Genomic DNA, 25,121 nt, shown 5'->3' with positions numbered 1-25,121 from the left:
CACGAAATGATAGGGCCCAAGGTCGCGGTCATCCTGAAGGGCTGGCCGCGCCTCTCCGAGACCTTCATCGCCCAGGAGATCGCCGGCCTCGAGGCGCGCGGGGTGGCGCTGGAGCTGTGGTCGATGCGCCACCCAACCGACAAGGCACGCCACCCGGTCCACGATCGTGTCGCGGCCAAGGTCGTCTATCTGCCCGAGTATCTTGAGGACGACCGCCGCCGCGTACTGTCGGCCTGGCTGAAGGCGCGCCATTTGCCCGGCTACGCCGCGGCGCGCGCCAAGTTCCTTGCCGACTACCGGCGCGACCGCACGGCTAATCGCGTGCGGCGCTGGGGCCAGGCGCTGGTGCTGGCGGTCGAAATGCCGGACACGATCGAGCGGCTCTACGCGCATTTCCTGCACACTCCGGCCTCGGTGACTCGCTACGCTGCGACGATGCGCGACCTGCCCTGGAGCGTGTCGGCGCACGCCAAGGACATCTGGACCAGCGAGCCCTGGGACGTCAGCGAAAAGCTGGAGGACTGCGCCTGGCTGGTGACGTGCACCAATGTCGGCCTGCAGCGGCTGAAGGAGCTGGCACCGGACCCGGGCAAATTGCGCCTCGTCTATCACGGGCTCGACTTCGCCCACCTGCCGCCGCCGCCGCCCTCGCGGCCGCCGCGCGACGGCTCGGACGCGACCGATCCGGTCGTGATCCTCTCGGTCGGCCGCAAGGTCGAGAAGAAGGGTTACGACGATCTCCTGAACGCGCTCGCATCTCTGCCGGCCAACCTGCACTGGCGCTTCGAACATGTCGGCGGGGGGGACTTGTCCGATGCGCTGAAGGCGCAGGCCGCTGCCCTCGGCATCGCCGACCGTTGCGTCTGGCGGGGTGCCCAGCCGCAGAAGGCCGTGTTTGCGGCGCTGGCGAGCGCCGATCTGTTCGTGCTGGCGAGCAAGAGAGCCGCCGACGGCGACCAGGACGGATTGCCCAACGTGTTGATGGAGGCCGCGCATCAGGGCCTGCCTCTCGTGTCGACCCAGGCGGCAGCCATCGGCGAGTTCGTCGAGGATGGCGTGACCGGCCTGCTCGTGCCGCCCGCCGCTCCGCCTGAGCTGGGTCTTGCGCTCGCCCGCATGATCGCCGATCCGGCGCTTCGGCAGCGGCTGGCGCAGCGCGCCGGCGAAGTCGTGCGCACGCGCTTCTCCTACGAAGCCGGCGTCGAATGGATCGCGTCGGCCCTGCAGGGGCGCACGGGCGAGAGCACTGCCACCGCCCGCGCCGCGGAGTAGGCGTGCGCGTGCTGCTGCACACGCCGCTGAAGGCACCCGACAGTCCCGTGCCTTCCGGCGATCGCGAGATGGCGCGCGGGTTGGTTCGCCTGCTCGAACGTCTTGGCCACAAGGTCCTGATGCCGGCGGCGAGTCGTGTCGTGCCCGGCGTGCCGCCGATGGATGCCCATCTCGCCCGGGAGCGTCGCGCGCGCGCACAGGCGGCGCGGCTGATCGCGCGCTGGCGGGCGCTGCCTGCGCATCATCCGGAGCGTTTCGATCTCTGGTTCACCTATCACTGCTACTATCGCAAGCCCGACTGGCTGGGTCCCATCGTGACGCGGGCGCTGCGCATCCCCTATGTGATCGCCGAAGCCTCGCATGCGCCGCGCCGCGCACAGGGTCCGACGCGGATCGGTCACCGCGCCGTGGAGCGCGCGCTGGCGGCCGTCGACCTCGTGCTGACCGTCAATCCGCGCGACGTTGCCGGCGTGAAGGCGCGGCTGCGGCCCGGCGCGCGTCAGGTCTGGCTGCCGCCGTTCATCGATGTCGCGCCGTTCCGTGTTCCCTCACGCCGGGATCCGAGCCAGCCGCCGTTGTTGATGAGCGTCGGCATGATGCGCACGCGCGACAAGCTCGATTCCTACCGCGTACTGGCCCGCGCCTTCGCCTTGATGAAAGACAAGGAATGGCGCGCCCTGCTGGTGGGCGACGGTCCGGCGCGCACCGAAATCGAGGGATTGATGGCGCCTTTCGGCGCGCGCGTCCGCTTCGCAGGTGCCGTGCCGCGAGCGGAACTGCCGGCGCTCTACGCCGCCGCGGACCTTTACCTTTGGCCCGCGATCAACGAAGCCTACGGCATGGCCTTTCTCGAAGCCCAGGCGGCCGGCCTGCCCGTCGTCGCCGGCCGCACCGGCGGCGTGCCCGCGGTCGTGGCCGATGGCGTCACGGGCCTGCTGACCCCGATCGGCGATGCCGCGTCATTCGCCACGGCCGTGGTTCGCCTGCTGGAGACTCCAGCCGAGCGTGCACGTCTCGGGGCCGCCGCCGCCGCACGCGTGGCCGCGCATCACGACGAGCGCGCCGCGGCACACGCGCTGGCATCCGCGCTCGCGACCCTGAAGGGCGTGCGGCGATGAGCGCCGTGCCTTTCGCCCTCCTGCGCCATGCGCCCACCGTCTGGAATGGCCAGGGCCGGTTGCAGGGCCTGACCGACACCTGTCTCAGCCCCGAAGGCGAGGCGGCGGCGCGGCAATGGCGCCTGCCGGCGCCGGCTGACGGCTGGAAGCGGGTGAGCAGCCCCCTGCAACGCGCACGCCGCACGGCCGAGCTTGTGCAGCCTTCGGCAGCCGTCACGATCGACTCCCATTTGCGCGAGATGAGCTTCGGCATCTGGGAAGGGTTTACCGTGACGGAGCTGCGCGCAGCGGGCGGCGAAGAGTTTGCGGCCGCGGAGGCCGCCGGACTCGATTTCCATCCGCCGGGCGGCGAGTCGCCGCGCATGACGATGGCCCGGCTGTCGCAGTGGAGTTCGACGCTCACCGAGCCGGTCGTCGCGGTGTCGCACAAGGCGGCGATCCGGGCGCTGCTGGCGCTGGCGACCGGTTGGAACATGCTGGGCCGTCCGCCGCACAAGCTCGACTGGACGTGCCTGCATTTTTTCGTGGCCCAGGGCGACGGCCGCGTGACGATCGAGCGGCTGAACGTGCCGCTCATCCCATGAGCGCGCGCGTCTTCTTCTACGTGCAGCACCTGCTGGGCATCGGCCATCTGCGCCGCGCCGCGACCCTGGCGCGGGCGCTGGCAGCGGGCGGCTTCGACGTGCTGCTGGTGTCGGGAGGCGCGCCGGTCGACGGGCTGGCGCTGGGCGATGCACGGCTTCATCAATTGCCGCCGGTGCGCGCCGCCGATGCGCGGTTGAAGGAGCTGGCACGGCTCGACGGCTCGGTGGTCGACGAGACGTTTCGTGCGAAGCGCACGCGGCAGTTGCTCGATCTGTTCGCGATCGAGGAGCCCGATATCCTTTTGACCGAGCAGTTCCCCTTCGGCCGCACGCAGCTTCGCTTCGAGCTGCTGCCGCTGCTCGACGCGGCGCAGGACAGGCCCTCGGCACCCTGGATCGTCTCGTCGATCCGCGACGTGCTGCGCCGCACCGCCTCGCCGGCGAGGGTCGACGAGATGGTCCAGACCTTCGAGGCCTTCGACGCCGTGCTGGTCCACGCCGATCCCGCCCTGGTGCGACTGGACGACAGTTTCCCCGCCTGGCCCGACATCCAGGACCGCGCGCTCTATACCGGCTACGTCATGGATTCGGAGGCTGTGCCTGATTCCGGCGACACCGTCGGCAAGGGTGAAGTCATCGTGTCGGCCGGCGGTGGAGCTGTCGGCGCGCCGCTTCTCCACGCCGCCATCGCGGCGCGGCCGCTCTCGCCCCTGGCCGATCGCCGGTGGCGCCTGCTGGTCGGGCCGAACATGCCGGAAGTGGAAGTGGCGGCGCTCCGCGCGTCTGCCGGTGACGGCATCATCGTCGAGCCGGTGCGCGCCGACTTCCCGTCGCTGCTGCGCAATGCCGTGCTGTCGGTCTCGCAGGCCGGCTACAACACGGTGGTCGAGACGCTCTGCAATGGCGATCGCGCGGTGCTGGTGCCGTTCGGCACGGCGCGCGAAACCGAACAGGCCGATCGCGCGCGCGTGCTGGTCGAGCGCGGCATGGTTGCGGCCGTCGCGCCCGGCGATCTCACGCCCGCGAGCCTCGCGGCCGCCATCGGCAGAGCGTGGGCCGGTCCTTCGATCCGCAGCTTCCCACCGGTCGATGCCAGGGGCGCGGCGGCCACGGTCGCGGCGCTGAAGCAGATGGTGGCGCCATGAGCGGCTGGCAGGCACTCGCCGACGAGGTGGCGCGCTGGCGCGACGCGGGCCGCATCGCCGAGCTGTGGTGGCGCGACGACGACGCCTTCGATGGGGGCCCCGCTCTCGATCGCCTCCTCGCCATCGCGCGCGATGTGGAAATGCCGCTGGCGCTTGCGGTGGTGCCGGCGCAGGCAACGGCGGCGCTGGCCGGCCGACTTTCGGAGGAGCCGGCGGTCGACGTGCTGCAGCATGGCTATGCCCACGCCAATCATGCGGTGGCGCCGGAGAAGAAGGTCGAACTTGGCCTGCAGCGCCCCGCGATGATGGTCCTGGGCGAACTCGGCACCGGCTGGATGGCGCTCGAGCGGTTGTTCGGCTCGCGGGCGCTCGCCGTCATGGTACCGCCATGGAACCGTATTGCGCCGGTCCTCGTGTCGACCTTGCCGGAGATCGGCTATCGCGGCCTCTCGACCTTCGGGCCGCGACCGCGCGTCCATCCGGTTCGCGGCCTCCTGCAGGTCAATACGCATGTCGACCTGATCGACTGGAAGGGCGGTCCCACCTTCGCCGGTGAAGAAGCGGCGCTTGCCGCCCTCGTGACCGCGCTGGCACGCGCCCGCGCCGGCGACGGCGAGCCGGTCGGCATCCTCAGTCATCATCTTGCGATGGACGCCGGGGCATGGGATTTCCTAAGGTCGTTGTGGGAAAGAATGACAAGACTGGAGAACGTCCGTGTGCGCAGCGCGCGCGAGCTGTTTGCTCCTGAAGCCGGACGTCAGGGAGGACGCGGGTGAATTCCGCAGATCTGCGCTATCCGCAGCAGACGCTGATGGCGGACTATCTGCGCGCCACGGCGGGCGTGGTGCTGTGCGGCGCGCCGCTCCTGCTGCTCGACGTCAATCGCTGGCTGGCGGCATTCCTGCTGGCGGGTTTCGCGCTCTTTGCGCTCTTCCTGGTTCGCACGGCCCTGCGCCATCGCACGCGTTTCGTGCTGGGGCCGGATACGCTCTGCGCCGACGGGCCCGCCGGGACGCTGGTGGAATGGAATCGTCTCGACCGCCTGAAGCTCAGCTATTTCTCGACCAAGCGCGACCGGTCGGATGGCTGGATGCAGCTTAGCGTCGGCTCGACGGGCGGCCGATTGATAAAGGTCGATTCCGCGCTGGAAGGCTTTCACGATATCGTGGAGCGGGCGGCGCAGGCAGCCGAGGCGACGGGCGCGCCGCTGAGCGACGCGACGCGGGCGAACTTGAGGTCGATGGGCATCGTGGTGGTGGGTCAGGAAGAACCGGTATGAAGGATCTGCTGCGCGTTGAGGACCTGACCGTCGAATTCGGGGTGCACGAAGGCGTGCTGCGCGCCGTCGACAAGGTGTCGTTCTCCATCCCACCCGGCGGAACGGTGGCGCTGGTGGGCGAGTCGGGCTCGGGCAAGTCCGTCTGCAGCCAGGCGATCATGGGCCTGCTGCCGCGCACCGCGAAGATCACGACGGGCTCGATCCTGTTCCAGGACCCGCGGGTCGACCAGGGCGTCGTCGACATCGCCCGCATCGATCGCACTGGTCCGGCCATGCGGCGCATCCGTGGTGGGCAGATCTCCATCATCTTCCAGGAGCCGATGACGTCGCTGTCGGCCCTCCACACCGTGGGCGACCAGATCGGCGAGGCGGTGGAGTTGCACGGCGCGCAGCCGGGCGGTCCGCTGGGCGGCAAGGGGGGCGAGGGTGGGCGCAAGCTCAGCCGTGCCGAGATCGACGGGCTCACGATCGACATGCTGCGCATGGTGGGCTTCCCCGATCCCAAGCGCGCGCTCAGGACCTATCCGTTCGAGCTGTCCGGCGGTCTTCGTCAACGCGCGATGATCGCCATGGCGCTGGTCTGCCGCCCGGCGCTGCTGATCGCCGACGAACCGACCACCGCGCTCGACGTCACCATTCAGGCCCAGATCCTGCGCCTCATCAAGGACCTGCAGTCCGAGCTCGGCATGGCGCTGCTGATGATCACGCACGATCTCGGCGTGGTCGCCAACGTCGCCGACGACGTGGTCGTGATGTATCGCGGCAAGGTCGTCGAATCGGGCGATCTGCACGATATCTTCCGCGATCCGCAGCATCCCTACCTTCGCGCGCTGCTGCACGCGGTGCCTCGCTTCGACATGGAACCCGGCGAGCGGCTCCAGCCGATCCGCGAGATCAAGGGCACGACCGGCCACCTGCTGAAGGAGAAGCCGGTCTCGACGCCGACGGCGACGTTCAATCCGGACGCGCCCGTGCTCAAGGTGCGCCACGTCACCAAGACCTTCCGCATCCGCAAGGCCGACACGCTGATGGAACAGCTGCTGGGCGGCGGCACGACGCGCTCCATCCGCGCCGTCAACGACGTGAGCTTCGATGTGCTGCGCGGCGAGTGCCTCGGCCTGGTGGGCGAATCGGGCTGCGGCAAGACCACGCTCAGCAAGATGCTGATGCGCGGCATCTCGGCCGACTCGGGCCAGGGCGGGCGCGTGATCTTCGACGACTGGGGCCGCAAGATCGACGTGATGAGCCTCGAGGGCGAGGAGCTGAACCGCTTCCGCACCAAGCTGCAGTTCATCTTCCAGGATCCGTTTGGTTCGCTGAACCCGCGCATGACGGTCTACGACATCCTGGTTGAGCCGCTGGTCATCCACGGCATCGGCGACGACGCCTATCGCCGAGAGATGGTGGCCGAGCTGATGGAGATGGTCGGCCTCGACCGCCGGCACCTCAGCCGTTACCCGCATTCCTTCTCCGGCGGCCAGCGCCAGCGCATCGGCATCGCGCGGGCGCTCGCGCTCAGGCCCGACATGGTGATCTGCGACGAGCCGGTCTCGGCCCTCGACGTGTCGATCCAGGCGCAGATCCTGAACCTCCTCAAGGACCTGCAGAAGCAGCTCGGCCTCACCTACCTGTTCATCAGCCACAACCTCGCGGTGGTCGACTACATCGCCGACCGCATCGCCGTGATGTGCGCCGGCCGCCTGGTCGAACTCGCGCCGGCCGGCGAGTTGTTCAAGAATCCCATGCATCCCTACACCAGGGCGCTTCTTTCGGCGGTGCCGATGCCCGATCCCGACGCCCGCCTCGATCTCGGCGCGCTGATGGAGGGCAAGGCGTCCGATCCCACGGTCTGGCCCGAGCCGTTCCGCGACGACGGCCAGACGCCGCTCTTCTGGACCGAGGCCGAGCCCGGCCACTATGTCCGCGTCTCGCGGCCGAATGGGCGAGAGGTCGTCTGACATGCTGCACGAAAGCCGTCTTCGTCTCATGGGTCCTCTCCGCCACGCAGTGGGGGAGAGGAAGGGACCCGTTGCGCAGCAACGGGAAGGTGAGGTGGTGTTTCGACACCACGCGCTTTCGCTCCCGAGAAATATGACCCACCTCACCCTCCCCGCTGACGCGGGTCCCCTCCCTCTCCCCCCGCGTATGACGCGGGCGGAGAGGGCGTTCGACGCGTCGGCTGTCGGGAGAGGTGCCTGACATGCTGCAGTTCATTGTCCGCCGCGTGCTGTTGATGATCCCGACCCTGTTCGTGATCAGCGCGCTCGTCTATTTCATCATCGACCTGCCGCCCGGCGACTGCGTCACCTCGCAGATCGAGGAGCTGCTGGCGCGCGGCGATCCCGACGCCCACGCGCGCGCCGCCGAGCTGCGCGAACTCTACGGCCTCAATCTCCCGCTCTGGCACCGCTACCTCGACTGGGTGGTCGGCATCTTCCACTGGGACTTCGGGCTTTCCTGCCAAGACACGGTGCCGGTTGCCGACCTGATCAGCGAAAGGATGATGCTCACCATCCTGATGGAGACCAGCACGATCGCCTTCATCTGGATCGTGTCCTTCATCATCGGCGTCTATGCCGCGACCCATCAGTACAGATGGGGAGACTACGTCGCCTCGTTCATCGGCTTCATCGGCCTCTCCATCCCGAACTTCCTGCTGGCGCTGGTTCTGCTCTATGTCGGCAAGGTCTATTTCGGCCTGTCGATCGGCGGCCTGATGGACCCCGAGTACATCGACAAGCCGCTGAGCTGGGGCAAGGTCGTGTCGGTCATGGAGCACCTGATCATTCCGGTCATCGTGATCGGCATGTCGGGCACGGCCGGCATGATCCGCCGGCTGCGAGCCAACCTGCTCGACGAGCTGCAGAAGCAGTATGTCGTCACCGGCCGGGCCAAGGGTCTGCCCCCCATGAAGCTGCTGGTGAAGTATCCGCTGCGCCACGCCATCAACCCGTTCGTCGCCGACATCGGCGGCCTGCTGCCCGACGTGATCTCGGGCTCGGTCATCGTCTCGGTCGTGCTGTCGCTGCCGACCACGGGCCCCATGCTGCTGAGCGCGCTGAAGACCCAGGACGTCAACCTCGCCGCCACCTTCCTGCTGTTCGTGGCGGTCCTCACCGTGATCGGCATGCTGATCTCGGACCTGGCGCTCGCGGCGCTCGATCCGCGCATCCGCTTCGGCAGTTCGGAAAAGTGAGGGTGCCATGACAGACACGACACCCTCTGGCACGACACCCACCGGCGTCACGCCCGATCCCAAGCGCCACGCACCGCACTTCGTCTCGCAGGAGCCGTGGGACCCCTACGTCGCCGACAGACTGACCGCCGAGCAGGAACGCTACTACATGGCGGGCCAGTGGAAGCTGATGTGGTGGCGCTTCCGCCGCCACAAGCCGGCCGTCGTCTCGATGGTCTTCCTGCTGCTGATGTACTTCTCGACGCTCATCAGCGAGTTCATCGCGCCCTACGACCTGCACACCCGGCACTCGCGCTACATCTTCGCGGCGCCGCAGGGGGTCCATCTCTTCCACGAGGGCTCCTTCCTCGGGCCGTTCGTCTACGGGCTCAAGATGGAGCGCGATCCGGCCACCCTGCAGCGCATCTACTCGGCCGACACGACCAAGCCGCAGAAGCTGCGCTTCTTCTGCCTGGGCGAAAGCTACGAGTTCTGGGGCCTGATCGAGGGCCGCTTCCATTTCGTCTGCCCGCCGGAGGACGGGACCATCTTCCTGCTCGGTACCGACCGATTGGGAAGGGACATGTTCAGCCGCATCGTCTACGCGGCGCGAATATCCCTCACCATCGGCATCATCGGCATCGCGCTGTCGTTTGCGCTGGCCTTGGTGCTGGGCGGACTGGCGGGTTATTACGGCGGCTGGATCGACAGCGTGGTCCAGCGGCTGACCGAGATCATCAAGAGCTTCCCGCACCTGCCGCTGTGGCTGGCCCTGTCCGCGGCGCTCCCCGTCACCTGGTCGCCGCTGCTGGTCTATTTCGGCATCACCATCATCCTGGCGCTGCTCGACTGGCCGGGCCTTGGACGCGCCGTGCGCTCCAAGCTCCTGTCCTTGCGCGAGGAGGATTACGCGGCGGCCGCCCAGATGATGGGCGCCAAGCCCGCGCGCATCATCGGCCGGCACCTGCTGCCCGGCTTCATGAGCCACCTGATCGCCTCGGCCACCCTCTCGATCCCCTCGATGATCCTGGCCGAGACGGCGCTGTCGTTCCTCGGATTGGGGCTGCGGCCGCCCATCACCTCGTGGGGCGTGCTGCTGAACGAGGCGACGGACATCAACGTCGTCGCCGTGAACTGGTGGCTGATGCTGCCGGTGGTACCGGTCATTCTCGTGATCCTCGCGTACCAGTTCATGGGTGACGGTATGAGGGACGCTGCGGATCCCTACGCGTAATCGCGCAGCGCTTACGCGTAGCGGGCTCAGACCGGATGAGGGTTGGCGCGACACCCTCAAGTCCTTGAAATCCTTATCCATTCTTCCTGGGACAACAGCCGTGCACTCGCATGCCAACTGTTGCCCAGAAATCACACTATTGCCCTATTTAGGTCTGGCGGTCGCCGCGGGGGACTTCCATTTAGGTTGGGTATCTCCCCCGAACGTGGTCCCCCCAAAGCCACGTTCTAGCCTCTTCGGAGGCGCTTAGGCCGTCATCTCACCTCCCCCGAGATGACGGCCTTTTTCTTTGCCTGCGGCCAGCGTAGCCATCAATCGCGTGCTAGGAGGGCGCCGCATGGTGCCTCCGCTCCTCGAAGTGACCGGCCTGTCCTGCCGCCGCGGCGGCCGGCTGGTGTTCGACCGCCTGTCCTTCGGGCTGGGCGCGGGCGAGCTGCTGGCGCTGACGGGCCGCAACGGCAGCGGCAAGACCACCCTGCTGCGGGCGCTTGCGGGGCTGACGCCGCCCGAGGCGGGCACGATCATCTGGCAGGGCGTGGACGTTGGCGAGGATCCCGAGACGTGGCGCGGCCGGCTGGCCTGGCTCGGCCATCTCGAGGGGCTGAAGGGCGACCTCACGGTGGCCGAGAACTTAGGCGTTGCCGAGCGGCTGCGCGGCGGCGAGGCCGGCGACCGGCTGGACGGCGCCTTGGTGGCCTTCGATCTCGCCGGACTCGCTGCACGGGAGGTGCGTACGCTGTCGGCGGGCCAGCGCCGGCGCACGGCGCTCGCCCGGGTCGTGCTGTCCCAGGCGCCGCTCTGGCTGCTCGACGAGCCGCTGAACGCGCTCGACGCGCCGGCCCAAGCGGCGTTCCGGACGGCGCTGCAGACCCATCTGGCGGCCGGCGGTCTCGCCATCGCCGCGACCCACGCCGAGCTGGGCATCGAGGGCGCGCAGCGGCTCGACCTGCGCGGCGGCGGCGTGCGGGACGAACCATGAGCGGCTTCACGACCCTGCTGATGCGCGACCTGCGCCTGGTGCTGCGGCGGCCGGGCGATGTCGGCGTCGTGCTGGCCTTCTTCGTCGTGGCGACGGTGCTGTTCCCGCTGGGCATCGGCCCCGAGACCAACGTGCTGGCGCGCATCGCGGCGGGCGTGCTGTGGTGCGCCGCGCTGTTTGCGGCACTTCTGTCGCTGGAGAGGCTGTTCGCCGCCGATTACGAGGACGGCACGCTCGACCTGCTGCTGCTGGCGCCCTGGCCACTGGAGCTGGCGGCGCTCGCCAAGTGCCTGGCTCACTGGATCGTGACCGGCCTGCCGCTCAGCCTGCTGGCGCCTGTGCTGGGTATCGCCTTCGGCCTCGACGGAACGAGCTTGCTGGCGCTGGGCGCGACGCTGCTGGTCGGCACACCCACTTTGTCGTTGATCGGCGGGCTCGCGGCGGCCCTGACATTGGGCGCGCGCAAATCCGGCGCATTGCTGGCGCTGCTCGCGCTGCCGCTCTGCGTGCCGACCTTGATCTTCGGCGCCGGCGCGATCGAGACGCTGGCGGCGGGTGACGGCATCGTGACACATGTCGCGATCCTCGCCGCTCTTGCATTGGTCGCCCTGGCCACGACGCCTTGGGCGATTGCCGCAGCCTTGCGGCAAGCCGGCGAATAGGGAGGATGGGGCCGATGGCCGACCTGCATTTTCTCGCCAATCCTGCACGTTTCCGCCGCTTCAGCCAGCGGGTGCTGCCGGGCCTCGGCTTCGCCACGGTGCTGATGCTGGCGGTCGGCGCCTACATGGCCTTCTTCGTGGCGCCCGAGGACTACCAGCAGGGCAAGACGGTGCGGATCATGTTCCTGCACGTGCCGTCGGCCTGGCTGTCGATGGGCGGCTACGCGCTGCTGGCTGCGCTCGGTGCCTCGCTGCTGGTCTGGCGCCATCCGCTGGCGGCCCTGATGGCGCGGGCGGCGGCGCCGGTGGGCGCCAGCTTCGCGGCGGTGTGCCTGCTCACCGGCTCGCTGTGGGGCCGGCCGATGTGGGGCACCTACTGGGTGTGGGACGCGCGGCTCACCTCGATGCTGCTGCTGTTCTTCCTCTATCTCGGCCACATTGCGCTGAGCCGCGCCTACGATTCGCCCGAGCGCGGCGATCGTGCGGCCGCGATCCTGGCGCTGATCGGCGTGATCAACCTGCCGATCATCAAGTTCTCGGTCGACTGGTGGAACACGCTGCACCAGCCGGCCTCGATCACGCGGCTCGACGCGCCGGCGATCCACAATTCGATCCTGGTGCCGCTGCTCTGGATGGCGGTCTCGCTGCTGTTCCTGTTCGTCTGGCTGGTGCTGCTGCGCACCGAGACCGAGATCGACCGCCGCCGTCTCGAGAATGCCGAGGCTGCGGCATGAGCAACCACGCGGCCTATATCCTCGGCTCCTGGCTCGTCGCCGCCGTGATCCTCGGCGGGCTGGTGATCGCCTCGCTGGGCGCGCGCCGGAAGATACGGCGCGAGCTGGCGGCGCGCGGCCTGGAGAAGCGCCGATGACCCCGAAGCGCCGCCGCCTCTGGCTGCTGCTGGGATCGCTGAGCGCGCTCGGCGTCGCCGCTGCGCTCGTGCTCACGGCGCTGAACGACAATCTCGTCTTCTTCTATTCGCCGACCCAGGTCGCCGAGAAGAGCATCGGCCCGGACCGCCGCTTCCGGCTGGGCGGCCTCGTGGAGCAGGGCAGCGTGCAGAAGGACGGGCAGACCGTGCGCTTCACCGTCACCGACACGCACAAGACGGTGAAGGTCGTCTATCGCGGGATTTTGCCCGACCTGTTCCGCGAGGGACAGGGCGTGATCGCCGAGGGCTCGATCGGGCCGGACGGCGTCTTCACCGCGCGCGAGATCCTGGCCAAGCACGACGAGAACTACATGCCGCCGGAGGTCGCGAAGGCGATCAAAGAGTCGGGGCAATGGAAAGACAAGAAGTGACTCCCTCCGTCGTCCTGAGCGAAGCCGCCCGCAGGGCGGCGCAGTCGAAGGACCTCTCTTCCGGCGCACGCTGTGTCGAAGAGAAGAGAGGTCCTTCGACTACGCTGCGCTCCGCTCAGGACGACGGGGGGAGGGTGTCGTGATTCCAGAGCTGGGTCATTTTGCTTTAATCTTGGCGCTCGCGGTTGCGCTCGTGCAGGGGACCCTGCCGCTCGTCGGCGCATCGCGTGGTGATCTCAGACTGATGGCCCTCGGCCGCACCGCCGCGCTGACGCAGGCCTTCCTCGTGCTGCTGGCGTTCGGCGCGCTGACGCAGGCCTATGTCACGTCCGACTTCTCCGTCCTCAACGTCGTCGACAATTCGCATTCGGCCAAGCCGCTGCTCTACAAGATCAGCGGCGTGTGGGGGAACCACGAGGGGTCGATGCTGCTGTGGGCGCTGATCCTTGCGCTGTTCGGCGCGGCGGTCGCGATCTTCGGCAACAACCTGCCCGACACGTTGCGCAGCCGCGTGCTGGCGATCCAGGCGCTGATCGGCGTCGGGTTCCTGGCCTTCCTGCTCTTCACCTCCAACCCGTTCCAGCGCGTGTTTCCGGCGCCGCCCGACGGCAACGGGCTCAATCCGCTCTTGCAGGATCCCGGCCTCGCCTTCCATCCGCCGCTGCTCTACCTGGGCTATGTCGGCTTCTCGGTGACCTATGCCTTCGCCATCGCGGCGCTGCTCGAAGGCCGCGTGGATGCCGCGTGGGCGCGCTGGGTGCGGCCGTGGGCGCTGGCGGCCTGGTGCTTCCTGACCCTCGGCATCGCGCTCGGATCGTGGTGGGCCTATTACATCCTGGGCTGGGGCGGCTTCTGGTTCTGGGATCCCGTCGAGAACGCCTCGCTGATGCCGTGGCTGGCCGGCACCGCGCTGCTGCATTCGGCCATCGTGGTCGAGAAGCGCGACGCGCTGAAGAGCTGGACCGTGCTGCTGGCGCTCCTCGCCTTCTCGCTGTCGCTGCTCGGCACCTTCCTGGTGCGCTCGGGCGTGCTGACCTCCGTGCATGCCTTCGCGCAGGATCCGGCGCGCGGCATGTTCATCCTCGCGTTCCTGCTGTTCGTCACCGGCGGCGGCCTCGCGCTCTACGCCTGGCGCGCGCCGCAGCTGCAGGGCGGTGGCCTGTTCCAGCCGGTCAGCCGCGAGGGCGCGCTGATCCTGAACAATCTCCTGCTCTGCACGCTCGCCGCCACGGTGCTGCTGGGCACGCTCTATCCGCTGTTCCTCGACCTGCTGACCGGCAACAAGGTCTCGGTCGGGCCTCCGTTCTTCAACGCCACCTTCGTGCCACTCTGCGCGCCGCTGTTCGCCGCGCTCTGCGTCGGCCCGTTCCTCGGCTGGAAGCGCGCCGAGCTGTGGCCCGCCCTCATGAGATTGCGGATCGCGCTGGTCGTCTCGCTGGCCGCCATCGTCGTCGCGATGACGATGATCGACAGCCGCTCGACCTTGGCGGCGCTGGCCTTCGGCTTCGGCGTCTGGCTGATCGTCGGCAGCCTCGCGTCGCTCTCCGACCGCGTGCGCAGCGGCACCCTGCGCACCATCCCGCGCTCGACCCTGGGCATGGTCATCAGCCACGCGGCGCTCGGCGTCGTCGTGCTGGGCTCGGTCGCGACCTCCTCGTGGAACACCGAGCTGATGCACACGATGAAGCCCGGCGACCGGGTCGATTTCGCCGGCTACTCGGTGCTGCTCGAGCGCATGGACGAGGTGCGCGGCCCCAACTACATCGCCGAGCGCGCGACCTTGAACGTCAGCGTCGGTGGCAAGCCCTACACGGTGCTGCAGCCCGAGCGGCGCCTGTTCACCGTGCAGCGCCGCCAGGTCGCCGAGACCGCGATCCAGACCAACCTGCTGCGCGACTTCTACGCCACCCTGGGCGAGGGCAACCCGCAGCAGGGCTGGGTGATCCGCCTCTATCTCAACCCGCTGGCGCCGTGGATCTGGCTGGGCGCGGCGCTGTGCGCGCTGGGCGGCTTCGTCTCGCTGTCGGACCGGCGGCTGCGCATCGGTGCGCCGTCGCGCAAACCCGCACTACAGCCGGCCGAATAGATGCGCCGCCTCCTCTTCATCCTGCCGCTGCTGACCCTGGCGCTGATGGCGGGCTTCTTCGCCTGGTCGCTGACCAGCGGCCGCGACCCCGCCTCGATCGGCTCGGTGGTGGTGGGCCGGCCGGCGCCGAAACTCGACCTGCCGGCGCTGCGCCCGGGCGAGCCGCCGCTGACCGATGAATCCTTGCGCACCGGCAAGCCGGTGATCGTCAATTTCTTCGCGAGCTGGTGCACGCCCTGCCTCGCCGAGCATCCGCTGTTCACGCGGCTCCGCGAACGCGAGGGCGCAACCATCGTGGGCATCGCCTGGAAGAACAAGCGCGACGACGCGACCGCCTGGCTGAAGAAGCTGGGCGATCCGTTCAAACTCGCGGGCCTCGACCTCGACGGCAAGACCGGCCTCGACTGGGGGCTGAGCGGCGTGCCCGAGACCTACCTGATCGACGGCGCCGGCATCGTGCGGCGGCATTATCGCGGGCCCATCACCGAACGCGACCTGAACGAGACGATCCTGCCGTTTCTCAAGGGGGCGGTGAAGTGATCGGCGCACACCGCCCCCTCCGTCGTCCTGAGCGAAGCCACCCGAAGGGTGGCGCAGTCGAAGGACCTCTTTTCCGGCGCACGGGCGGTCGAACGGAAGACAGGTCCTTCGACTGCGCTTCGCTCCGCTCAGGACGACGGAGGGTTTGGTTGAGAGGCCTGCTCTGCCTCCTCGCGCTGCTCTTCGCGCTCCCCGCCCTCGCCGTCGAGCCGTCCGAGATCCTGCCCGACCCCGCGCTCGAAGCGCGCGCCCGCGAGATCGGCCGTTCGTTGCGCTGCGTCGTCTGCCAGAACCAGTCGATCGACGATTCCTCGGCCGAGGTGGCGCGCGACATGCGCCGCGCCGTGCGCGAGCGGCTGACCGCCGGCGACAGCGACGGCGACGTCTTCGCCTACATGGTCGCGCGCTACGGCGACTACGTGCTGCTGAAGCCGCCCTTCAAGGCCGGCACGCTGATCCTGTGGCTGGGCGCGCCGCTCGTGCTGCTGGTCGCCGGTGCCGCACTCCTGCTCGCCGCGCGCCGCCGCCGCGCCACGCCCATCGTCGCGCCCAAACCGCTCGACGAGGAGGAGCGCCGCCGCCTCGACGCGCTCCTGAAGGGCTGACGCAGCCATGCTCGAATTCCTGCTGGCGCTGCTCACCACCGCGACCGTCGCCGCCCTGCTCTGGCCGCTGATGCGGATGCGTCTGCCGGCGCGCGACCGTCTCTCGGGCGAACTGGCGATCTACCGCGACCAGCTGGCCGAGCTGGAGCGCGAGCGCGCCGCCGGCACGCTCCCCACTGCCGAGGCCGCCGCCGCCCGCACCGAGATCGAGCGCCGCATGCTGGCCGCCGGCGACGCCGCCGCCACCAGCCCCAAAACCGCACGCGCCTCCGACGCGGTGCAGAAGTGGCTGCCGCCGGCGCTCTCGCTCTTCGTGCCGCTGCTGGCGCTCGGCCTCTACCTCCAGGTCGGCCGCCCCGGCCTGCCCGCCGCGCCGTTTGCGGAGAGGGGCGCCGAACAGCCCGCCCCGTCGCGCCAGATGGATATCGCTGGCCTGCTGGCCGAGGCGCGCGCCCGCCTGGCGCAGGACCCCAACGATGCCGACGCGCTGGCCGCTTTGGGCGAAGGCCTGACCCTGGAGGCCGGCGGCACCGTCACGCAACCAGCGCTCGAGGCGCTGCAGCGGGCGCTCAAGACGCGGCCCGACGATGCGCGCATCCTCTACTATCTCGGCCTGCACGAGGCGCAGAGCGGCGAGTCGAAGGCCGCGATCGCCCGCTGGCGCGACCTGGAGGCCAAGAGCCCAACCGACGCGCCCTGGCTGCCGATGCTGCGCGCCGAGATCGCGCGCGTCTCAAAAGCAGCAGGCATCGAAGTGCCGCCAACCCAGACACCGCAATCCACCACGCCGCAGCCCAGCCGCGAGCAGCAGGAGGCGATGGCCCAGCTCACGCCGGAGCAGCGCCAGCAGGCGATCCGCACCATGGTCGAGGGGCTGGCCGCGCGCCTCGCCGACGCGCCGCAGGACCGCGCCGGCTGGCTGCGCCTGGCCAATGCCTGGAAGGTGCTGGGCGAGAACGCCAACGCCGCCGACGCCTACGCCCGCGCCGACACGCTGGCCCCCGTCGACGCGCCCATCCTGGCCGACTGGGCCGAGGCGCATGTGCGCCAGCTCGCACCCGGCGCCGTGCCGTCGCCGCAGGCCGTGGCCGTGCTGGAGCGGCTGGAGAAGGCCGAGCCGCGCAACGCGCTGGCCCTGTTCTACCTGGGCGTCGCCGCCGAAGCCGCGGGCAACAAGCCGGCGGCGCTGCAGCGCTGGAAGACGCTGTTGGCCCTGCTGCCGGCGGATGCGCCGATCCGTGGGATGCTGGAGGAGAGGATCAAGGCGGCGGGGGGGTGAGGTCGCAGGTGATGAGATGTATCGAAAGCGCATTGATCGATTCTTGATTCATCGCGAGCTTCCTCATTAATCAACGGAGCTTTACAACGCACGATTGCTACAAGAGTGCTCGCGTGATTAAGTCACCATCGGACAAGGGGGCTGCGCATTTTGCTTGCAGCGCAAAGATAAAATGAATAGCGACGACACCGGCGGGGCACTCGACGTTGAGGGATTGGTTAGCGCCCACGCAGAAGCACTCAGTGCCAATCTCGCGAGCCTACTTACCGGACATGCGTCGGAAGAAGATGTTCGAATCGCTGTTGCTACTCGAATAGATCTGTTCGCAACGCAAGCAAATCTCAACCTGCGAGCGCGACATGAGTACGGCTTAGCCGGTGGCCGCATTGACTCTAAGTACGGTGGCTTAATCGTAGAATACAAGAATCCGAGCGGCGCCGATCGATTGGATTCGACTGGAAAAGGACGCGGAAGCAAGGCGGCTATCAAGCAGCTCAGAGGTAGGTTCGAAGACTTTGTTGCCAGTGAGTCTATACCTATTGAAAAGGTCTTGGGAGTAGGAATCGACGGGCGTTATGTCATTTTTTCCAGAAGCCGCGGCGGCGAGTTCGATGTCGAAACGCCGATGCCAGTCTCACCAATATCGATGCGCCGACTCCTGCGTGCTGTTCTTTCACTCGGCGCACGTGGGCACTCGTTTACGGCCGAGAACCTAGTCCGCGATTTCGGAAACACAAGCCAAAAGGCCCAAAGCGGTGTCCGCGCACTTTACAACACTCTAATTGTCACTAAGTCACCAAAAGCAAAAGTCTTTTTCCATCAGTGGACAGTGCTTTTCGGTGAGGTCTGTGGCTACGATGTAAGTTCGGAAAACGACAAGATTACAGCCCTTGCTGAAAGCTATGGGATTGATAACCCTAAAGCGGCCCAACTACTTTTCTCGCTTCAAAGTTACTATGCGATTGTAATGAAATTTTTGGCTGCAGAGATTGCAGCTACGTTTACACCATTGGGAACATCAATTGTTCGGCAATGCGCCGCCTCATCATCCTCCGCGAAGCTGCATGGCCTCATGCAGCGTCTGGAGCAAGGTGGTATCTGGACAGAGTTAGGGATCACAAATTTTCTAGAAGGCGATCTCTTCTCTTGGTATCTCGCCGCGTGGAATGATGATGTAGCTGCAGTCGTTCGTAAAATCGCAGAAATCCTTATAGAGTACGATCCGGCGACCTTGAGCGTCGATCATCATGAAAATCGAGATCTCCTCAAGCACCTATATCAACAGCTGTTCCCCCGAACTGTGCGCCATGATCTAGGCGAATATTACACTCCAGATTGGCTCGCGACTCGACTAATAAACAAGGTTGGGTTTAGCGGAGATCCAGCAATAAGAGTCCTCGATCCCGGTTGTGGATCTGGCACCTTTCTCGTTGAAGCTATAAACCGGTGCAAAATATGGTTCGAGGAACATCGCCATGATTGCGGTTTTGACGAGAGCGAGTTTGCCCGCCGCGTCTTAGCGAATATCGTGGGTTTCGATCTGAATCCGCTCGCAGTTATGGCGGCCAGAGTAAATTACTTGTTGGCTGTACGCGATTTGCTCAAGTACCTCGGCGAGGTCGAGCTCCCTGTTTATCTCTGTGATTCGATTGCGACACCATCCGAGTATGGCTCGTTGTTTCAGCGGCAGCGGCGCCTGCGAACTTCGGTTGCCGAGTTTATCATTCCGGCGGAAGTCACTGGAGATTGGCGAAAGCTTCGTGCTTACACGGAGTTGTTGGAAGAGTGTGTCAGTAACGCATACTCACCGGCGGAATTTCTCGATCGATGCAAAACGGAAAAGTTTGCCGTTGCCGACCTTAAAGAGCACGCTGCACTTTTCGGTATCCTCACAAAACTGAACAACGCCGGTCAGGATGGTATTTGGGCGCGCATCATAAAGAATGCTTTTGCCCCTCTGTTGTTGGATCGGTTTGATCTTATTCTCGGGAATCCGCCATGGGTAAATTGGGAAAGCTTGCCGAATGACTATCGAGAAGAACTTAAGACGATTTGGAATCGGTACAATTTGCTCACGCTCGATGGCGCAGCGGGAAGACATGGAGGTGGGAAAAAGGACTTATCCATGCTCTTCGTCTACGTATGTATGGAACGCTATTTAAGACTCGGCGGCCGGCTAGGTTTCGTAATTACTCAATCCATCTTTAAGACGAAAGGCGCAGGCGATGGCTTTCGGCGCTTTAATTTCGATATCGACAATGTTCGGACTTACATTAAGCCAATCGAGATAGAGGACTTGAGTCGAATCCAAGTTTTCGACGGCGCCTCTAACGCCACGGCTACCTTTGTTGCGGAGAAAACTTCGCGGCGATTTGCGTATCCGGTTCCTTATAAGCTCTGGACTGGGCCCGCAAGAATTTCACAAGATCGAGAGCTTTCGGAAGTCCTCAAGTTTACCCAGCGGATTTCGATGGAGGCAGCGCCGATCGATGGAAACGAGCGGTCGCCATGGTTGTCTTTGCCCAAGGCTGCATCAAAGGCCATCCGACAGATTCTAGGAAAGGGTTTGTACGAAGCCCTGGAGGGTGCCAACACCGGAGGATTGAACGGTGTCTATTGGGTAAGAACGCTAGAGAAACGTGGTGAGATCAGCATCATCGAGAATCTCCACGACATCGGAAAAATTAAAGTTGAGCATGTTCAGAAAGCAATCGAGAGCAGGTATGTTAAGCCACTGCTTCGGGGACGAGATATCAAGCCTTGGCAGGCGGTCCCGTCATTAGAGATTCTTTTTGTTCAAGATGCGATCTCTAAGATCGGCATTTCCGAATCTAAATTAAAGAAGGAAGCGCCTAAACTATATGCTTATTTGAAGCTATTTGAGGGAGATTCCAAAACCAAGAAGCGAGGCACACTACGCGGACGGAAGTTATTCCAGCGATATTTTAAGCAAACGGATCCCTTTTATACTATGTATAATATTGGGCCTCGCACTCTGGATACCCACAAAGTGGTGTGGCGTGACATGGGCCTAACAATTCAGGCTGCTGTTGTGTCTGGAGAAGTATGCCCTGAGCACCATGTCATGTTTGTTCCAACGAAGTCCGCCGATGAGGCGCACTATGTCTGTGGCGTACTTATGAGTACGCCGTGTCGGCTCGCTATCGCTGCCTATACGACGAACACCGGAAAGAGCACTCATGTAACTGAGTTCATTAAACTCCCGCGATTTATGGCAAGTAACAGCGTGCACAAAAATATTGTGATGGCTTCGAAGGATTGTCATCAGGCCGCGAGGCGAGGTGACATGGGCCAATCACTGCAAGACGCGTTGGATAAGGCGGTTGTGCCTTTGTGGGGCTTGGGGCTTGAAGGGTTGCAAGAAATAGCTCGCGCTTGGGAAAGATTTAGTGATCTACGCGCCAGTCAGGAACTCGCTGACGAAGAGTGAGATTGGTTGGTGGGCCGGTTGCTTAAGGGTGAGGGCGTTTTCAAGGCTATTTCAATGGAAGGCTCACCATTGTGTGGCTTTCCCATTCGGGTGCACTTGAAGTGCTTGGCATTGACCGGCGTACTATGGATGAGGTGGCCGCACTCCGACAGCGCGGCCTTCGCGCCCTCGTCCATGGCGGTGACGATCTGCTTGTAGGGCGCAGTCGTGGCGTCGCCGGATTGCCACCAACGCAAATGCCCACGGTTGGCAGCAAGCGATGCAAGCAAGTGGCAACGTCCCGATTGGCGTCAGATCTTAGGCAGCAGGGTCTGATCCTGATGTCGCGCGCCTTTCCCTTCCAGTTGAAACCCAGTCATGCTCTGCCGGGTCGCTGGGTTTCCCATTTCGCAATGCCGGCGCGCACCTCAAGTAGCTTCTCTTGAGGAACCCTGATCGCTATCGGGTAGCGGTTTGCGGAAAGCTGGAAACCTAGAACTGTGTCTCCCTCGACAGAGGGGGTTGTCGCGAAGCCATAACAAGGAAAACCGACCGAGCGCGTCGGATCAGGCGGGCAGTGCTCAACTATCGCCGCAATGATTGCGGCAGCGCCCTCTGCGTTAAGATGGAGATTGATGACCTCGTGATTCTGCAGGTGGATCTCCAGATCTAGCGTGGTGTCCGTGCGGGTGCCCGCGTGAACCCGTGTGATCATCGGTTTCATTGGCTGATCCTGTGTTCTGTCGATCGAAAGCTTTGGCAGTCTTTGGTTCTGAAGGCGGATTGGCAATGATTTTTACCGGGCGAATGCACTAAATTGAATAAGCTCCCAAGGAGACTCGTTCTTATCGAAGATGACGAGGAAAAGGCCAGCATGTGGGAAATCCGGTTCGGCTCACTCATCAAATTGGGACACTAACAAGGAAGCTTTGTTCCAGCCTCATTACCTCCCAGACAATCGCCGCATCGCCTGTGCCGGCCTATCTCCCGCGTGGATCAACCATCCGCAGGAGGAAGCCATGTCCCATCCCACCGCCACGCCGGACGCCGTCGTCGAGGCCTACGTCGCCACCTGGAACGAGACCGATCCCGCGCGCCGCCGCGCCGGCCTTGCCGCGGCCTGGACCGAGACGGGGATCTATCGCGATCCGGTGATGGCGGGCGACGGGCCGGCCGGGATCGATGCCATGCTGGCGGGCGTGCAGGCGAAGTTCCCGGGCTTCGTGCTCGCGCGCACCTCGAAGATCGACACGCACGGTGGCTCCCCGGGCGGTTCCCCGGGCGGCCCCTCCGGCGGTGCAGGGGCGCGCTATCTGCGCTTCACCTGGTCGCTGGGTCCGGCCGGCGGGCCCTCGGTCGTCGAGGGCGTCGGTTTCTGCACTCTGGCGCCGGACGGCCGGCTCGAGTCCGTGGTCGGCTTCATCGACAAGATGCCGGGGTGAGGCAGCACGCGCCGGTGGCCGTCCGATGTGCTACACTAAGTCCAATCACGGGGCGTCGGGGAACGGGAAAGCTCGGGATGGTCGGTGATCGATCGAAGGCCGAGATGGATCGCGAAATCGACCGCGCCCTGGCGCGCGGTCGGCACCGGGCCGTGAGCGAGCCGCAGGCCGAGCGCGCGCACTATGAACGGCGGACCGGCCGGGTCGTGGTCGATCTGACCAACGGCTGCAGCTTCGTCTTTCCGGCGCGCTCGCTGCAGGGGCTGGCGCAGGCGACCGACGCGGAGCTGGCCGAGATCGAGATCCTCGGCGCCGGCCATGGGCTGCACTGGCCCGCGCTCGATGCCGATTTCACCGTGCCCGGCCTGCTGATGGGCGTGTTCGGGACCCGCGCCTGGATGCTGTCGGAGCTGGCACGCCGCGCCGGCCAGACGAAATCCAAGGCCAAGGCCGCCGCCGCCCGTGCCAACGGCCGCAAGGGCGGCCGCCCGCGGCGGGTGGCCTAGCGGGCCGTTGAAATTGCTGGATTTTCTGGCGAACAAACGAAATAACCGAAATAAACGAAACAAATGAACTGAAAAAAGCGGATTTGGCTCAACGTCATGAGCGAATGGTGGACGCATGCGCCAGACGCAGGCGTCCACCGTCCGGCCCTTCTAAGCGGCTTCCTTCACCTCGACCGGGGTGCTGCGGATCAGGTGGTCGAAGGCCGAGAGGGCGGCCTTGGCGCCCTCGCCCATGGCGATGACGATCTGCTTGTAGGGCACGGTCGTGGCGTCGCCGGCGGCGAAGACGCCGGGGACCGAGGTCTGGCCGCGGGCGTCGACCTCGATCTCGCCGCGCGGGCTCAAGGCGATCGCGCCCTTCAGCCACTCGGTGTTGGGCACCAGGCCGATCTGCACGAAGATGCCCTCGAGCTCGATCGTCTTCTGCTCGCCTGTGGCGCGGTCCTTGTAGGCGAGGCCTGTCACCCGGGCGCCGTCGCCGTGCACCTCGGTGGTCTGCGCCGAGACGATCACCGTGGCGTTGGGCAGCGAGTTGAGCTTGGCCTGCAGCACGGCGTCGGCGCGCAGCTGGCCGTCGAACTCGATCAGCGTGACGTGGCTCACCAGGCCCGCGAGGTCGATCGCCGCCTCGACGCCGGAATTGCCGCCGCCGATCACCGCCACCCGCTTGCCCTTGAACAGCGGGCCGTCGCAGTGCGGGCAGTAGGCCACGCCCTTGTTGCGATACTCGGCCTCGCCGGGGACGTTCATCTGCCTCCAGCGCGCGCCGGGCGAGAGGACGATCGTCTTGGCCTTGAGCGTCGCGCCGTTCTGCAGCTCTACCGTGGCCAGGCCGCCCGGCGTCGCGGCCGGGATCAGCTTGGTGGCGGTCTGCAGGTCCATCACGTCGACCTCGTAGTCCTTGACGTGCGCGGCCAGTGCCGCCGCCATCTTCGGGCCCTCGGTGTGCGAGACCGAGATGAAGTTCTCGATGCCCATCGTGTCCAGCACCTGGCCGCCGAAGCGCTCGGCGGCGATGCCGGTGCGGATGCCTTTTCGCGCGGCGTAGATGGCTGCAGCGGCACCGGCGGGGCCGCCGCCGACCACCAGCACGTCGTAGGGCTTCTTGGCCGCGATCTCCTCGGCCGCGCGTTCGCCGGCGCCGGTGTCGAGCTTGGCCAGGATCTGCTCCAGGCTCATGCGGCCCTGGCCGAACGGCAGGCTGTTCAGGAAGATCGACGGGACGGCCATCACGCCGCGCTTCTCGACCTCGTCCTGGAACAGGGCGCCGTCGATCGCGGTATGGCGGATGCGCGGGTTCAGCACGCTCATCAGGTTCAGCGCCTGCACCACGTCGGGGCAGTTCTGGCACGAGAGCGAGAAATAGGTCTCGAACGTGTAGTCGCCGTCGAGGTTCTTGACGCGCTCGATCGTGTCCTGCGCCTCCTTGCTCGGGTGGCCACCGACCTGCAGCAGCGCCAGCACCAGCGAGGTGAATTCATGGCCCATCGGGATGCCGGCGAAGCGGACCGAGATGTCGGTGCCCGCGCGCACGATGGCGAAGGAGGGCTTGCGCATGTCCTCGTCGGCCTCGGCGAACGTCACCTTGTCCGAGAGACTCGCGATCTCCTGCAGCAGCTCCTTCAGCTCGGCCGACTTGGCCGAACCGTCGAGCGACGCCACCAGCTCGACCGGCAAGGTCAGGCGCTCGAGATAGCCCTTCAACTGCGTCTTGAGGTTGGCGTCCAACATGGGAGGTACTCCTACTGAAATGTATCGAAGCGGAGTGGAGGGACCTCCGATGAGGCCCCTCCGCCCTTTGGTTAGATCTTGCCGACCAGGTCGAGGCTGGGGGCGAGGGTCTTCTCGCCTTCCTTCCAGGCGGCCGGGCAGACTTCGCCCGGATGGGCGGCGACGTACTGGGCCGCCTTGACCTTGCGCAGCAGCTCCTGGGCGTCGCGGCCGATGCCGCCGGCGGTGATCTCGACGATCTGGATCTTGCCGTCCGGGTCGACCACGAAGGTGCCGCGATCGGCCAGGCCCGCTTCCTCGATCATCACGCCGAAGTTGCGGGTGATCGTGCCGGTCGGGTCGCCGACCATGACGTACTCGATCTTCTTGATGGCTTCCGACGTGTCGTGCCACGCCTTGTGGCTGAAGTGCGTGTCGGTCGAGACGCTGTAGATCTCGACGCCCAGCTTCTTGAACTCGGCGTAGTTCGTCGCCAGATCCTCGAGCTCGGTCGGGCACACGAAGGTGAAGTCGGCCGGGTAGAAGAACACGACCGACCACTTGCCCTTGCCCTTCAGGTCGGCGTCGGTCACGTCGATGAACTTGCCCTTCTGGAAGGCGGTGGCCTTGAACGGCTTGATCTCGGTGTTGATGAGGGACACGCTTGAAACTCCTTGGTTAACTCTTGGCAACCGTTACTTAGGGGCATTCTAAGATCGTTTAAAGCGCAAAATACCGAATTGAATAATCGGTAAAAGCGATTATATGCCCCC

At 65.8% G+C, this 25,121-nt stretch carries 24 protein-coding genes; 21 read left to right on the top strand and 3 right to left on the bottom strand.

Features of this window, described 5'->3' with window-relative positions; genetic code table 11:
- Positions 1-6 precede the first annotated feature (6 nt).
- From EPO41_RS25490 to EPO41_RS25400, 19 genes are all read left to right on the top strand, one after another.
- Complete coding sequence (locus EPO41_RS25490) at positions 7-1,272, top strand: glycosyltransferase (RefSeq protein ID WP_296331600.1); 1,266 nt, start codon at positions 7-9, stop codon at positions 1,270-1,272.
- Positions 1,273-1,274: 2 nt separating this feature from the next.
- On the top strand, positions 1,275-2,390 hold the full coding sequence (locus EPO41_RS25485) for a glycosyltransferase family 4 protein (RefSeq protein WP_296331598.1): 1,116 nt from the start codon (positions 1,275-1,277) through the stop codon (positions 2,388-2,390).
- The gene (locus tag EPO41_RS25480; RefSeq protein ID WP_296331595.1) at positions 2,387-2,974 is read left to right on the top strand and encodes a histidine phosphatase family protein; all 588 of its coding nucleotides are present in this window, start codon (positions 2,387-2,389) and stop codon (positions 2,972-2,974) included. The genes EPO41_RS25485 and EPO41_RS25480 overlap by 4 nt, the downstream gene beginning before the upstream one ends.
- Positions 2,971-4,119 (top strand): glycosyltransferase, encoded by a 1,149-nt coding sequence (locus EPO41_RS25475; RefSeq protein ID WP_296331593.1) that lies wholly within the window; start codon positions 2,971-2,973, stop codon positions 4,117-4,119. Before EPO41_RS25480 ends, EPO41_RS25475 begins: the two co-directional genes overlap by 4 nt.
- Positions 4,116-4,895: a polysaccharide deacetylase family protein gene (locus tag EPO41_RS25470; RefSeq protein ID WP_296331591.1), complete on the top strand. Its 780-nt coding sequence runs from the start codon at positions 4,116-4,118 to the stop codon at positions 4,893-4,895. The genes EPO41_RS25475 and EPO41_RS25470 overlap by 4 nt, the downstream gene beginning before the upstream one ends.
- Positions 4,892-5,398 carry a hypothetical protein gene (locus EPO41_RS25465; RefSeq protein ID WP_296331589.1) on the top strand — a complete coding sequence of 169 codons (507 nt, stop codon included), beginning with the start codon at positions 4,892-4,894 and terminating at the stop codon, positions 5,396-5,398. The genes EPO41_RS25470 and EPO41_RS25465 overlap by 4 nt, the downstream gene beginning before the upstream one ends.
- Positions 5,395-7,356, top strand: a complete 1,962-nt coding sequence (locus tag EPO41_RS25460) for an ABC transporter ATP-binding protein (protein ID WP_296331587.1) — start codon at positions 5,395-5,397, stop codon at positions 7,354-7,356. Before EPO41_RS25465 ends, EPO41_RS25460 begins: the two co-directional genes overlap by 4 nt.
- 242 nt (positions 7,357-7,598) lie before the next feature.
- On the top strand, positions 7,599-8,594 hold the full coding sequence (locus tag EPO41_RS25455; RefSeq protein WP_296331585.1) for an ABC transporter permease: 996 nt from the start codon (positions 7,599-7,601) through the stop codon (positions 8,592-8,594).
- Between the two features lie 7 nt (positions 8,595-8,601).
- On the top strand, positions 8,602-9,807 hold the full coding sequence (locus tag EPO41_RS25450; RefSeq protein ID WP_296331583.1) for an ABC transporter permease: 1,206 nt from the start codon (positions 8,602-8,604) through the stop codon (positions 9,805-9,807).
- Between the two features lie 337 nt (positions 9,808-10,144).
- Positions 10,145-10,786 carry a heme ABC exporter ATP-binding protein CcmA gene (gene ccmA, locus EPO41_RS25445; RefSeq protein ID WP_296331581.1) on the top strand — a complete coding sequence of 214 codons (642 nt, stop codon included), beginning with the start codon at positions 10,145-10,147 and terminating at the stop codon, positions 10,784-10,786.
- The gene (ccmB, locus tag EPO41_RS25440) at positions 10,783-11,448 is read left to right on the top strand and encodes a heme exporter protein CcmB (RefSeq protein WP_296331578.1); all 666 of its coding nucleotides are present in this window, start codon (positions 10,783-10,785) and stop codon (positions 11,446-11,448) included. Before ccmA ends, ccmB begins: the two co-directional genes overlap by 4 nt.
- Before the next feature lie 14 nt (positions 11,449-11,462).
- Positions 11,463-12,182, top strand: a complete 720-nt coding sequence (locus EPO41_RS25435; protein ID WP_296331576.1) for a heme ABC transporter permease — start codon at positions 11,463-11,465, stop codon at positions 12,180-12,182.
- Positions 12,179-12,319, top strand: a complete 141-nt coding sequence (gene ccmD, locus EPO41_RS25430) for a heme exporter protein CcmD (RefSeq protein ID WP_296331573.1) — start codon at positions 12,179-12,181, stop codon at positions 12,317-12,319. The genes EPO41_RS25435 and ccmD overlap by 4 nt, the downstream gene beginning before the upstream one ends.
- The gene (ccmE, locus tag EPO41_RS25425) at positions 12,316-12,750 is read left to right on the top strand and encodes a cytochrome c maturation protein CcmE (RefSeq protein WP_296331571.1); all 435 of its coding nucleotides are present in this window, start codon (positions 12,316-12,318) and stop codon (positions 12,748-12,750) included. Before ccmD ends, ccmE begins: the two co-directional genes overlap by 4 nt.
- 139 nt (positions 12,751-12,889) lie before the next feature.
- The gene (locus EPO41_RS25420) at positions 12,890-14,836 is read left to right on the top strand and encodes a heme lyase CcmF/NrfE family subunit (protein WP_296331569.1); all 1,947 of its coding nucleotides are present in this window, start codon (positions 12,890-12,892) and stop codon (positions 14,834-14,836) included.
- Complete coding sequence (locus tag EPO41_RS25415) at positions 14,837-15,376, top strand: DsbE family thiol:disulfide interchange protein (RefSeq protein WP_296331567.1); 540 nt, start codon at positions 14,837-14,839, stop codon at positions 15,374-15,376.
- A gap of 149 nt (positions 15,377-15,525) precedes the next feature.
- Positions 15,526-15,981: a cytochrome c-type biogenesis protein gene (locus tag EPO41_RS25410; protein WP_296331566.1), complete on the top strand. Its 456-nt coding sequence runs from the start codon at positions 15,526-15,528 to the stop codon at positions 15,979-15,981.
- 7 nt (positions 15,982-15,988) lie between these two features.
- Positions 15,989-17,260, top strand: coding sequence for a c-type cytochrome biogenesis protein CcmI (gene ccmI / locus EPO41_RS25405; RefSeq protein ID WP_296331564.1), 1,272 nt, complete (start codon positions 15,989-15,991; stop codon positions 17,258-17,260).
- A 154-nt stretch (positions 17,261-17,414) separates the two neighbouring features.
- Positions 17,415-20,711 (top strand): N-6 DNA methylase, encoded by a 3,297-nt coding sequence (locus EPO41_RS25400; RefSeq protein ID WP_296331562.1) that lies wholly within the window; start codon positions 17,415-17,417, stop codon positions 20,709-20,711.
- Between the two features lie 355 nt (positions 20,712-21,066).
- Here the strand turns inward: EPO41_RS25400 and EPO41_RS25395 are convergent, their stop codons facing one another.
- Positions 21,067-21,414 (bottom strand): hypothetical protein, encoded by a 348-nt coding sequence (locus tag EPO41_RS25395; protein WP_296331560.1) that lies wholly within the window; start codon positions 21,412-21,414, stop codon positions 21,067-21,069.
- Positions 21,415-21,709: 295 nt separating this feature from the next.
- Between EPO41_RS25395 and EPO41_RS25390 the strand changes: the two genes are divergently transcribed.
- Both EPO41_RS25390 and EPO41_RS25385 read left to right on the top strand, forming a co-directional pair.
- Positions 21,710-22,132, top strand: coding sequence for a nuclear transport factor 2 family protein (locus EPO41_RS25390; RefSeq protein ID WP_296331558.1), 423 nt, complete (start codon positions 21,710-21,712; stop codon positions 22,130-22,132).
- Positions 22,133-22,209: 77 nt separating this feature from the next.
- The gene (locus EPO41_RS25385) at positions 22,210-22,638 is read left to right on the top strand and encodes a DUF2442 domain-containing protein (RefSeq protein WP_296331556.1); all 429 of its coding nucleotides are present in this window, start codon (positions 22,210-22,212) and stop codon (positions 22,636-22,638) included.
- Positions 22,639-22,788: 150 nt separating this feature from the next.
- Here the strand turns inward: EPO41_RS25385 and ahpF are convergent, their stop codons facing one another.
- Positions 22,789-24,369 carry an alkyl hydroperoxide reductase subunit F gene (ahpF, locus tag EPO41_RS25380; RefSeq protein WP_296331554.1) on the bottom strand — a complete coding sequence of 527 codons (1,581 nt, stop codon included), beginning with the start codon at positions 24,367-24,369 and terminating at the stop codon, positions 22,789-22,791.
- Positions 24,370-24,440: 71 nt separating this feature from the next.
- Positions 24,441-25,010: an alkyl hydroperoxide reductase subunit C gene (gene ahpC, locus EPO41_RS25375; protein WP_296331552.1), complete on the bottom strand. Its 570-nt coding sequence runs from the start codon at positions 25,008-25,010 to the stop codon at positions 24,441-24,443.
- Positions 25,011-25,121 lie beyond the last annotated feature (111 nt).

This window comes from Reyranella sp. (assembly GCF_004297265.1).
Lineage (GTDB): Bacteria > Pseudomonadota > Alphaproteobacteria > Reyranellales > Reyranellaceae > Reyranella.
The sequence above is the reverse complement of the archived record's forward strand: the minus strand, read 5'-3'. Positions and strand labels throughout refer to the sequence as shown.